General features: G+C 68.3%; 5 protein-coding genes. 4 read left to right on the top strand and 1 reads right to left on the bottom strand.

Features of this window, described 5'->3' with window-relative positions; translation table 11 throughout:
- Positions 1-6: 6 nt before the first annotated feature.
- The 4 genes from ACEN9N_RS24320 (at position 7) to ACEN9N_RS24305 (ending at position 11767) form a co-directional block, all read left to right on the top strand.
- The gene (locus ACEN9N_RS24320) at positions 7-1641 is read left to right on the top strand and encodes an FAD-dependent oxidoreductase (protein WP_495654713.1); all 1635 of its coding nucleotides are present in this window, start codon (positions 7-9) and stop codon (positions 1639-1641) included.
- Between the two features lie 270 nt (positions 1642-1911).
- Positions 1912-7911 (top strand): alpha-2-macroglobulin family protein, encoded by a 6000-nt coding sequence (locus tag ACEN9N_RS24315; protein WP_495654712.1) that lies wholly within the window; start codon positions 1912-1914, stop codon positions 7909-7911.
- Positions 7912-8010: 99 nt separating this feature from the next.
- Positions 8011-10344, top strand: a complete 2334-nt coding sequence (pbpC, locus tag ACEN9N_RS24310; RefSeq protein WP_495654711.1) for a penicillin-binding protein 1C — start codon at positions 8011-8013, stop codon at positions 10342-10344.
- Between the two features lie 70 nt (positions 10345-10414).
- Entirely contained in the window at positions 10415-11767 is a 1353-nt protein-coding gene (locus tag ACEN9N_RS24305; protein ID WP_495654710.1) for an esterase-like activity of phytase family protein, read from the top strand.
- Between the two features lie 40 nt (positions 11768-11807).
- Here ACEN9N_RS24305 and ACEN9N_RS24300 read toward each other — a convergent pair whose 3' ends face one another.
- Positions 11808-12215 (bottom strand): tautomerase family protein, encoded by a 408-nt coding sequence (locus ACEN9N_RS24300; RefSeq protein WP_007828549.1) that lies wholly within the window; start codon positions 12213-12215, stop codon positions 11808-11810.
- Positions 12216-12301: the final 86 nt, after the last annotated feature.

The following is a 12301-nucleotide window of genomic DNA, read 5'->3' as shown; positions in this document are numbered from 1 at the left end:
TGAGTCATGCAACGGCGCGAATTTCTCGGAATGGCGGCAGGCGCGCTGGCGCTTGCCGGCTGCGAGGCGCCGCCAACGCCCGTCGAAGGTGGCTTCACCGGCATCGACATGGCGCGCGGCCACGCGATGCGCGATGGCGCGCTCAAGAGCCAGGCGCCCGCCGTCGTGAAGCGCACGCACGTGGTGATCGCAGGCGGCGGCGTCGCGGGCCTTGCGGCTGCACGCGCCCTGCGGCTCTCGGGCATCGACGACTTCACGCTGCTCGAGCTCGAGGACACCGCCGGCGGCAACGCACGCGGCGGCGTGGTCAACGGCATCGCCTGCCCGCTCGGTGCGCACTACCTGCCCGTGCCGGGCGACGACGCGCGCGAAGTGCAGGACCTGCTCGAGGAACTCGGCCTGCGCCGCCGCGTGGCGGGCCGCTGGGAATACGACGAGGCCACGCTCTGCCACAGCCCGCAGGAGCGCCTGTTCTTCCGCGGCGAGTGGCAGGACGGCCTGTTGCCCATGCACGGCGTGGGCGAAGGCTCGCTCGCGCAGTACCGCAAGTTCGCGCAGCGCATCGATGCGCTGCAGCACGCGGCGCATTTTGCGATTCCCACGCTCAAGGTCGCCGTCACGCCCGAGCTGCTGGCGCTCGACGCCATCACCTTCGCGGGCTGGCTCGACAGCGAAGGATTCAGCGACGCGCAGCTGCGCTGGTATCTCGACTACTGCTGCCGCGACGACTACGGCGCTGGCATCGAACACGTCTCGGCCTGGGCCGGCATCCATTACTTCGCGAGCCGCCACGGCTTCCATGCGCCCGGCGATCCCACCGGCAGCGTCAACGATTCGAGCCCCGAGCGCGACGGCATCCTCACCTGGCCCGAAGGCAACGGCTGGCTCACGAAGCAGCTGGCCAGGCCGCTCGGCGACCGGCTGCGTACCGGCCAGGCCGTCACGCGCATCGCCGAGGTGCGCGACGGCGTCGAGGTCGACGCGTGGGATGCGGCCACGAAATCGCTCGTGCGCTGGCAGGCCGAGCGCTGCATCGTCGCGCTGCCCGTGTTCATCGCCGCGCGCGTGGTCGAGAACCCGCCGGCCGTGCTGAAGAACGCCGCGGCCCACGTGCGCTACGCGCCCTGGCTCGTGGCCAACATCCACCTGCGCGGCCCGCTGGCCGACCGCCATGGCGCAGCGCCGAGCTGGGACAACGTGATCCACGGCACGCGCGGCCTCGGCTACGTCGACGCGCGGCACCAGTCGCTCGACCCCACGCCGCGCGGCACCGTCCTCAGCTGGTACCGCCCGCTGGGGCCGAGCGGCTACGACGCGGCGGACGGTCGCAAGCTGCTGCTCGATCGGCTGTGGAGCGGCTGGCGCGACGACCTGCTCGCAGAGCTGTCGGTGCCGCACCCCGACCTGCCTTCGCTCGCCACGCGCATCGACGTCACGCGCTATGGGCACGCCATGTCCATCCCCAAACCGGGGCTGCTGGCGCAGATCGGCTCGCAGCGCACGACATCGGACGAGGCGCACCGCGGCAGCGTCGTCGCGGGACGCCTGTCGTTCGCGCATGCCGACTGGTCGGGCTACTCGATCTTCGAGGAGGCGTTCACGCGTGGGCACCTCGCGGGAATGCGCGTGGCGGCGGCATGAGGCGTCCGAGGTGCAGTCACGCCGACGGGGTGCTCTGCGCAGCGAAATAAAGGAGGAGGCCGCAGGCCGGTGGACATTCGCGGAGGGGGCACCCGGTGTCCTTCGCACTCGCCCTGAAAAAACACCCAGCAAAGCAAACGCACCATGAATCCTTGAAATGGCCCCGGCGCAGCCCCGTGCAGTTTTCACGCGGACTTCACACACGGCGCCATTGCTTCACAGACGGTCGGCAAACTCGCGAACGCCAACAAAAACATCGGGGGAGCTTCCATGCTTCAAGTCGCCAACAGAAAACTCGCGTCGCTCAGCGACGTGCTCTTCACCGGGCTGGGCCGCGTGCTCGGATTCCTGCGTCCGCTGGCCCGCGGGCTCATCGGTTCCTGGCGGCCGCCGGGCTGGCTGCGCATTGCCGGCGCCTTCGTGCTGCTCGGATTGCAGTGGCTGCAGCAGCGGTTGGCGTGGCTGGTGCTGCTCCTCTTATTGGTGCTGGCCGGTTGGATGGCGAGCCCCCATGTGCTGAAGTGGTGGCACGGCCTCACGCCCGACCGCGTCGAGCCCGTCGTCGCCACCGCGAAGACCGAGCCGCCGCAACGTACACAGATCGAGCTCGACAAGGGGCCGAACCCCTTCGTCATGAACTTCTCCGCCTCGGTCGCGCCCATTGCGCGCATCGGCCAGGAGGCCACCGGCGTCATCATCGAGCCCGCCATTGCCGGCCGCTGGACCTGGACCAAACAGAACCGCCTCGAATTCCTGCCCGCGCAGGACTGGCCCATCGGCCAGCCCTACAAGGTGCAGATCGCCGGCAACGCGCTCGCGCCGCACATCGAGATGGCGCAGCGCAAGTACGAGTTCACCTCGCCCGAATTCACCGCCCAGATCGCCAGCGCCGAGTTCTACCAGGACCCGGTGCAGGCCAACGTACGCCGCGCGCTTTTCCAGGTGCGCTTCTCGCACCCCGTCAACACGGCCGAGTTCGAAAAGCGCCTGGTGCTGACCTACGACCAGCCCTGCAGCAGCTCGATCTTCAGCGTCGGCAAGTGCGCGAGCGAGAAGTTCACGGTCAGCTACGACAGGCTGCGCCTCAATGCCACCCTGCAGTCGGACCCGCTGCCGATTCCCGAGAAGACGCGTCCAGCGATTCTCAGCCTCACGGCTGGCACGGTCGCGCAGAAGGGCGGTCCCGCGCTGCGCAACGACCAGTCCCGCGCGGTCGACATCCCCGGCCTCTTCAGCCTGGCCATCGCCGGCATCGAGCCCACCATCGTCACCGGCGAGAACGGCGAACCCGAGCACGTGATGCACGTCACCGCCTCGATGCCGGTGCACGAACGCGAAATGGCGCGCGTGGTGCAGGCCTGGCTGCTGCCGGCCACGGAAGAAGCCAAGGGCGATCCCGACGACAAGTTCGACTGGTCGGCCGAGCCCGCGAAGATCACCGACGCCGTGCTGCGCCGCGCGAAGAAGATCAGCCTGCAGCCCATCGCCAGCGAGCGCGAAGTGACCGAGATGGTCAGCTTCCGCATGCCGCAGGCCGAGGGCGGGCGCTACCTGCTGGTGCGCGTGGCCAAGGGCCTGAAGACGCCCGGCGGCTACCAGCTCGGCGCGGCGCGCCAGGACGTTCTGCTGCTCAAGACCTTCGCGCCCGAGCTCACCATCATGAGCCAGGGCTCGCTGCTCGCGCTGTCGGGCGAGCGCAAGCTGCCGATCCTGGTGCGCGACCTGCCCGGCATCCGCCTCGAAATCGGCCGCCTGCTGCCGCAGCAGCTGCAGCACCTGGTGACGCAGACCAACGGCGACTTCGCGCATCCGCAGTTCTATGGCGGCCTGCAGTCGGACAACCTCGTCGACCGCTTCCAGAAGGAGATCCCGCTCAGCATCCCCGCCGGCAAGGCGCACTACGAGACCGTCGACTTCGCCGAGTACCTGCGCAGCGACGCGTCCGACCGGCGCGGCGTGTTCCTGCTCAAGGTGCAGGGCTACGACCCCAAGGCCAAGAAGAAGCCCGAAGGCGATGCGCAAGCCCAACCCGAGGACGAACAGCAGCAGTCCCCGGACGAGGAAGAAGGCAACGGCGAGGGCGGCAACCCCGAGCAGCAGCTCGACCAGCGCCTCGTGCTCGTCACCGACCTGGGCATCGTCGCCAAGAAGTCGCTCGACGGTACGCGCGACGTGTTCGTGCAGAGCATTGCCAACGGACAGCCCGTGGCTGGTGCACTGGTCGAAGTGTGGGGCCGCAACGGCATGATCGTGGCGTCGCAGGCCACCGACGCGACGGGCGCGGCCAAGCTGCCCAACCTCGCCGGCTACCAGCGCGAGAAGGCGCCGGTGGTGCTGGTCGTGCGCAAGGACGGCGACCTGAGCTTCCTGCCTTTCAATCGCAGCGACCGCACGCTGGACATCTCGCGCTTCGACGTCGGCGGCCTGCGCGCGGCCGGCGTGCCGAACCAGATGACGGCCTACGTCTTCAGCGACCGCGGCATCTACCGCCCGGGCGACACGATGCACATCGCGATGATGGTGAAGGCCGGCAACTGGGCCACCTCGCTGCGCGACCTGCCGCTCGAAGCCGAGATCATCGACGCGCGCGGCCTCAGCGTGCGCCGCGAGAAGCTCAAGCTCGGCCCCGGCGGCGCCGCGGAAATCGCCCACACCACGCAGGACAGCTCGCCGACCGGCAACTACACCGTCAACCTCTACCTGCCGCGCGAATCGTCGCCCGGCACGCCCGAGGTCGAAGGCCTGCTGATCGGCAGCACCACCGTGAAGGTGCAGGAGTTCCTGCCCGACCGCACCAAGGTCACGGCCAAGCTCAGCAGCGAAGTGGCCGAAGGCTGGGTCAAGCCGAAGGACCTGAAGGCGCTGATCGATGTGCAGAACCTCTTCGGCACGCCCGCGCCCGACCGCAAGGTGGAAGGCACGCTCACGCTGAGCCCCGGCTTCCCGGTGTTCCGCGCGTTCACCGACTACGCCTTCTTCGATCCGCAGCGCGCTGCCGACAGGCAGGCCGACGATCTGGGCAGCGTGCAGACCAGCGCCGACGGCAAGGCCGAGTTCGACCTGCGCCTGTCGCGCTTCGACGCCGCCACCTACCAGGTGCACGTGCTGGCCAAGGCCTTCGAGCCCGAGGGTGGGCGCAGCGTGTCGGCCGAGGCGCAGACGCTGGTGAGCGACATGCCCTACCTTGTCGGCGTGAAGGTCGACGGCGACGTCGGCTACGTGAGCAAGGGCGCCGCTCGCAGTGCCACCGTGATCGCGATCGACCCGCAGGCCAGGAAGACAGCCGTGCCCGGCCTGAAGATCGAACGCGTCGAACGCAAGGTGCTGTCGGTGCTTATCAAGCAGGACAGCGGCCTGTACCGCTACGAGTCGCGCCGCAAGGAGATCGTGCTCGACGAGAAGCCCTTCGCCATCGTTGCCGCCGGCAACACCGTGGCGCTGGACACCGGTGCCCCCGGCAACTTCGCCTACGTGGTGCGCAACGCCGACGGGCTGGAGCTCAACCGCGTGGAATACAGCGTGGCCGGCAACGCCAACGTCTCGCGCTCGCTCGACCGCAATGCCGAACTGCAGCTCACGCTCGACCGCAAGGACTACGAGCCCGGGCAGGAGATCGCGGTGAGCATCCGCGCGCCCTACGTGGGCGCCGGCCTCATCACCATCGAGCGCGACAAGGTCTACGCCCATGCATGGTTCAAGACCGACAAGACCGCCTCTGTGCAGAAGATCGTGCTGCCCAAGGACTTCGAGGGCACGGGCTACATCAACGTGCACTTCGTGCGCGACCCAGCCTCGGACGAGGTCTACATGAGCCCGCTGTCGTACGGCGTCGTGCCCTTCGCCACCGCGCTGACCAAGCGCACCGCCAACCTGCAGCTCACCAGCAGCGAACTGGTGAAGCCGGGCCAGACCGTGAAGATGAAGCTCACCAGCGACAAGCCCACGCGCGCCGTGGTCTTCGCGGTGGACGAGGGCATCCTGCAGGTGGCGCGCTACAAGACGCCTGATCCGCTCAAGCACTTCTTCCAGAAGCGCGCGCTCGAAGTCGGTACGCTGCAGACGCTCGACCTGATCCTGCCGGAGTTCAAGAAGCTCATGCAGGGCGCCGCACCCGGCGGTGACGGCGAAGGCGAACTCGGCAAGCACCTGAACCCGTTCAAGCGCAAGCGCGACAAGCCTGTGGCCTTCTGGTCGGGGCTGGTGGATGTGAACGGCAGCCGCGAGTTCAGCTACACCGTGCCCGAGAGCTTCAATGGCAGCCTGCGCGTGATGGCCGTCGCGGTGAACGACGAGACCACCGCCGCCAAGAGCACCCGCACCGTGGTGCGCGGCGACATGGTGATCCTGCCCAACGCGCCGCTCGCCATGGCGCCCGGTGACACGGTCGAAGTGGGCGTGGGCCTCGCGAACAACATCGTGGGCTCGGGCAAGGAAGTGCCCATCGCGCTCACGCTCACCGCCTCCGGCGGGCTCGAAGTGGTGGGCGATGCCACACAGACGCTCAAGGTCAACGAGCGCGGCGAGGCGAGCACGAAGTTCAGCGTGCGCGCCAAGCCGGGCGAGCAGGCCGTGCTGGGTTCTTCGGCGCTGGTGTTCACGTCGACGCACAAGAACTTCAACGCGCGCCTGTCGACCGAAGTGAGCGTGCGGCCTGCATCGCCCTTCGTCACGCTGGTGCAGGCCGGCAGCTTCCAGCGCGCGGGAGAAATCTCGAGCCAGGCCGACCTGTACCCGAACTTCCGCCAGAGCGCCGTGGCCGTGTCGGCCGCGCCGTGGTCCTTTGCCACCGGCCTCATGCAGTACCTGGAGGCCTACCCGCACGGCTGCACCGAGCAGATCACGAGCCAGACCTTCCCGGCAGTGCTGCTCTCGGGCCGTCCCGAGCTGGTGAAGGAAATGGCGCGCGGGCGCACGGCCGAGCAGGGTCCGCTGCCCGAGGCGCGCAAGACCTTCGAGCGCTACCTCGTGCAGCTGCGCGCACGGCAGACGGCCGACGGCGGCTTCTCGCTGTGGCCCGGTGCGGGCACCGACGCCTTCGCCACGCTGTACGCCGTGCACCTGCTGGTCGAGGCCAAGGACCACAAGCTGCCCGTGCCGCAAGACCTGCTGCAGAAGGCCAATGCCTACTTGCAGGGCTGGCTCGGCAGCGGCGACGCATCGCTCGACGGCTGGCGCCAGCGCACGCAGGCGGCCTACCTGCTGACGCGCCAGGGCATCATCGCGCCGGCCGCACTGGCCAACCTGCGCGAAGCATGGCGCAGCAAGCAGACGCAGGGCTGGAGCGACGACCTCGGCGCCGTCTACCTTGCCGCGAGCTACCAGCTCGTGAAGCAGGAGCAGGTGGCCAACGAGCTGCTCAACCCGGTGTGGGCCGACCTGCTCGCGCGCACCGAGAAGAAGCAGCGCCGCAACGTCTGGGGCACCTACTACGACCCGCTGGTGCACGACAGCATGACGCTGCACCTCGTGGGCCGCCACTTCCCGTCGCGCCTGAAGACGCTGAAGCCCGCAGTATGGGAAGGCATGGGCGCGATGGTGCGCGACGGCTGGTACAACAGCCTGTCGTCGGCCTCGATGCTGCTCGCGGTCGACTCGTACTTCGAGGCCGTGGGACAGAACGTGGAAGGCAAGCTCACGGCGAGCACCGTCAATGCACAGGGCCAGGCCGCCGCGCTCGCGCTGGGCGCGGTCAACCCGATCACGCGCGCCGCGGTGCCGGCTGGCACCGCCAAGCTGAAGCTGTCGAACGACAGCGACTTCAACCTGTACTACAGCTGGGCCGAACAGGGCTTCGAGCGCAACGTGCCCGCCACCGCGGTGAACAAGGGCCTCGAGATCTTCCACGAAGTGCTCGATGCCAAGGGCAACCCGATCGCCAAGGCGAAGCTTGGCGAGGAGGTCACGGTGCGCGTGCGCGTGCGCAGCCTGGAGCGGGCGAACATCAACGACGTGGCGCTGGTCGACGTGCTGCCCGGCGGGCTGGAGCCGGTGCTGCAGGCCGTGGGCGACGACGATGCGAATGCCGACGCGCCGATCTGGAAGAAGCGCCTCGGTGGCGGCGGCTCGTGGAAGGTGCAGTACGCCGACATCCGCGAAGACCGCGTCGTGTTCTACGGCAGCGTCAACAAGGACCTGCTCGAAGTGACCTACAAGGCGCGCGCCACCAACGTGGGCGACTACGTGGTGCCGGCCGCGTACGGCGAGGCGATGTACGACCGGCGCGTGTTCTCGCGCTCGGCCGGCGCGCGCTTCCAGGTGGTGGCGAATTGATCATGACGCGCTCTTGCCTTGTCCCCTCTCCCGCGTGCGGGAGAGGGTTAGGGTGAGGGTGCGGCGCTTCCTATGACCTCCGCGCTCGATCCATCGCCGATGCCCTCACCCCAGCCCTCTCCCGCAAGCGGGAGAGGGAGGAAGGCCGTCATCGCCCTTGCGGTCTTCGTCGTGCTGCTTGTCCTTCTTCGCCTGTGGCCCCACGCCCCGCTGAGCGAAACCGTCGGCAGCTCGCGCGCCGTCTATGCGCAAGGCGGCGAGCTGATGCGGCTCACGCTCGCGGCCGACGAACAGTACCGGCTCTGGGTGCCGCTGGAGCGCATCTCGCCCACGCTGGTCGATGCGGTGCTGCTGTACGAAGACCGGCGCTTCTACACGCACCCCGGCGTCAACCCTGCCGCGCTGGCGCGAAGCGCGTGGCGCATCGCCAGCGGCGAGCGCCGCCAGGGCGGCTCCACGCTCACCATGCAGCTCGCGCGGCGCGTGTACGGTATCGACAGCCGCACGCCCACCGGCAAGGTCGCGCAGATCTTCGCCGCGCTGTGGCTGGAGGCGCGCTTCGGCAAGCACGACATCCTCGAGGCCTACCTCAACACCGCCCCCTATGGCGGCAACATCGAAGGCGTGCAGGCCGCGAGCCTCATCTACTTCCGCAAGGACGCCGCCAAGCTCAGTCTGCCCGAGGCGCTGACGCTCGCGGTGATTCCGCAGAACCCCGTCAAGCGCATCGCCGAGCGCGGCCGCAACGCCGAGCTGCAATCGGCGCGCGAACGCCTGTGGGCGCTGTGGGCCGAGCGCGATCCGGCGGCGAAGCAGCACGCGCCCGACGCGCAGCTCGCGCTCTCGGCACAGTCGCGCGGCAGCCTGCCTTTTCTGGCACCGCACGCCACCGACATGCTGCTCGCGCAGGAGCGTGGCGTGCAGGAAGTGCGCACCACCATCGACCTGCGCATGCAGGCCACGCTCGAACGCGTGATGGGCCAGTACCTGCGCGCGCACGCCGACGTGGGCATGAGCAACGCGAGCGCGCTGTTGCTCGATGCGTCGACGATGCAGGTGCGCGCGATGATCGGCTCGGCCGACTTCCGCAACGACGCCATCTCGGGGCAAGTCAACGGCGTTCTGGCCAAGCGCTCGCCGGGCTCCACCCTCAAACCCTTCATCTACGCGCTGGCGCTCGACCAGGGGCTGCTGCATCCGAAGACCATGCTGAAGGACGCGCCCACCTCCTTCGGCCCTTACACGCCTGAGAACTTCGACCACCGCTTCGCCGGGCCGCTGCCCGCGCAGGAGGCACTGATCCGCAGCCGCAACGTGCCCGCGGTGGCCGTGGCAGCGAAGCTCTCGAAGCCGGGGCTCTACGACTTCATGCGCCTGGCCGGCGTGCAGAAGCTGCAGGGCGAATCGCACTACGGTCTCGCGCTGGTGCTCGGCGGCGGCGAGGTCACGCCCGAGGAGCTGGCTGGCATGTATGCGACGCTGGCCAACGGCGGCATCTCGCAGCCGATCCGCTACACGCAGCCCGCGCCCGGCGAGCGGCCCGTGCAGCCGCTGCGCTTGCTGAGCGAGGAAGCGTCGTTCATCACGCTCGACATGCTGCGCCACACGCCGCGCCCCGACACCACGCTGCCCGCACGCCCGGCCATCGCGTGGAAGACGGGCACGTCCTGGGGCTTTCGCGACGCGTGGACGGCCGGCGTGTTCGGCCGTCACGTGCTGGTGGTGTGGGTCGGCAATTTCGACGGCACCAGCAATCCCGCGCTGGTGGGCGTCGACGCCGCCGCGCCGCTGTTCCTGCGCATGGTCGATGCGCTGCGCGCCGAGCGGCTCGACCCGGGCGAAATCGCATCGCGCCAGCCGGCGGACCTGCGCCAGATCGAGGTCTGCGCCGCGACGGGCGGCCTGCCCGATGCGATGTGCCCGGTGCGCACCATGACATGGTTCATCGCCGGCAAGTCGCCGATCCAGGTCAGCAACCTGCACCGCGCAGTGTGGGTCGACGAAACGACCGGCAAGGTGGTCTGCGGCCCGCAGCCCAATGCGCGCCAGCAGGTGGTGGAGCAATGGGGCAGCGACATGCGCCGCCTGTTCCGCCAGGCCGGCCTGCCGCGCGCGAGCGCGCCTGCCGACGGCTGCGAGAAGGATGGCGATGCGCCGGAGAGCGCACCACTCATCACGTCGCCCTTGCGCGGCGTGCGCCACACCCTGCGCGTGAAGAAGCCCGAGCCGCTGGTGCTGCGCGCCGAGGCTGCCGCGGGCACGCAGGCCGTCTACTGGTTTGCCGACGATGCGCTCATCGGCCGCGCCGAGCCCGGCGAAGGCATCACCTGGATGCCCGATCTCTCCGTATCGGGCCGGCGCTATGTGCTGCGCGCGGTCGACGACCAGGGCCGCGCGGAGTCGCGCGAAGTGACGGTGGACGTCGCTCCTTGAAAGGATGTCATGGCCGCGTCATGCCGCCTCGGCATGGTCACGCGTTTTGAACTCGAACGCCTTCCTTTCCATGACGCGCATCGCCTCCCTGTCTTTCATCGCTCTTGCCGCTGCACTCGCGTGCGGCGGCGCGACGGCCCAGACCGCCTTCCCCTCCACGCTCGCCGGCCACGCCGTCCTGCCCGCGCAGAGCTTCGTCGCTGCGCCCAAGGACGCGCCGGCCGACCTGCAGGCCAGCGGCAAGTTCACGACCGGCAAGCGCGTCGAGGCGATCGGCTCGGTCGAAGGCCTGTCGGCCGGCCGCGGCACCGGCGTGTCGCTGCCCTTCAAGGGCCAGCCGCTGCAGGGCCACTCGGGCATCAAGAAGATGGACGACGGCAGCTTCTGGATCCTCACCGACAACGGTGCCGGTACCAAGGCCAACTCGCCCGACTTCATGCTCTACCTGAACCACTACAAGGTGGACTTCAAGAGCGGCAAGTTCAACCGCCTGAACACCATCTTCCTGCATGACCCGGACAAGAAGGTGCCCTTCCGCATCGTCCACGAAGGCACCAAGCAGCGCTACCTGACGGGCGCCGACTTCGACCCCGAGAGCTTCCAGTTCGCCGGCGGCGCGCTGTGGATCGGCGAGGAGTTCGGACCCTTCCTGATCAAGGCCGACCTCAAGGGCAAGGTGCTCGCCGTGCACGACACGCTGGTCGACGGCAAGGCCGTGCGCTCGCCCGATCACCCCGCAGTGACCACGCCAGGCATGCCCGGCGGCGCGGTCGATTTCCAGATCAAGCGCTCCAAGGGCTTCGAGGGCATGGCCTCGTCGAAGGACGCAAGCAAGCTCTACGCGCTGCTCGAAGGCCCGGTGTGGAACGCCGAGGCCAAGGACTACGAACGCGTCGACGGCAAGGAAGCGCTGCGCGTGCTGGAGTTCGATGTGACCACCGAGAAGTGGACGGGCCGCCACTGGAAATACGTGCTCGAAGCCAATGGCAACGCCATCGGCGACTTCAACATGATCGACGCAACCACCGGCTTGATCATCGAACGAGACAACGGCGAAGGCACGAGCGACAAGGCTTGCCCCGAAGGCCAGAAGCGTACCGACTGCTTCCACGACATCGCGAAGTTCAAGCGCGTCTACAAGGTCGAGCTGAACGACGCGAACGCGGGCGGCCCGGTGCGCAAGATCGGCTACATCGACCTGCTGAACATCGCCGACCCCGACAAGCTCGCACGCAAGCCGCTGAACGACGGCGTGCTGAAGTTTCCCTTCTTCACCATCGAGAACGTCGACGTGGTGGACGCCACGCACATCGTGGTCGGCAACGACAACAACCTGCCGTTCTCGAGCAGCCGCGAGCCGAACAAGGCGGACGACAACGAGCTGGTGCTGCTGGAAGCGGGCGCGTTGCTGCAGGCGAAGTAAGCGGCCTGCCGCGAGGGCATCGGCACCGCCTTGCTGTCTTTCAGGTGTCCGTGCCGCGCTGCTGCACCAAGGTCATCGCGAACTGGCCGTTGCCGACCGACCAGTCCGAGTAATCATTTTCGTGAGTGAAGATGAAAACGTCGGCTGGTGCGATGCCAGCCTGGTGTTCCAGGTTGTGCGCGATCTGGCCATAAAGTGTCCGTTTCATCGCATCGCTGCGCCCCCGGCGCATGGTGATCTCGACCACGATCACGCGATCGGAACGTGCCACGCCATTGAACCTGCGATCGAAAAAGAAATGGTCGGCCCTGTACGGGTTCACCAGGTTGAACAGCTCGTCCTCCGGCATCCCGATACTGCCGACCAGTGCGTCGTGGATGCCTCGTACGATGGCCTGGCATTGAGCGGGAGGCGTGTCTTCAGGGACGGCGGTGCGAATGAAAGGCATGGTGACGGACTCCAGCAAAAGCGATGCATGCCGCCGGACGATTCCGGACAGGTCATGCGCCGTTTGTAGGCGCCGCAAAGCAAAAA

It is taken from the genome of Variovorax sp. Varisp46, from assembly GCF_059491885.1.
This window is presented reverse-complemented; position numbering and strand designations above follow the sequence as displayed.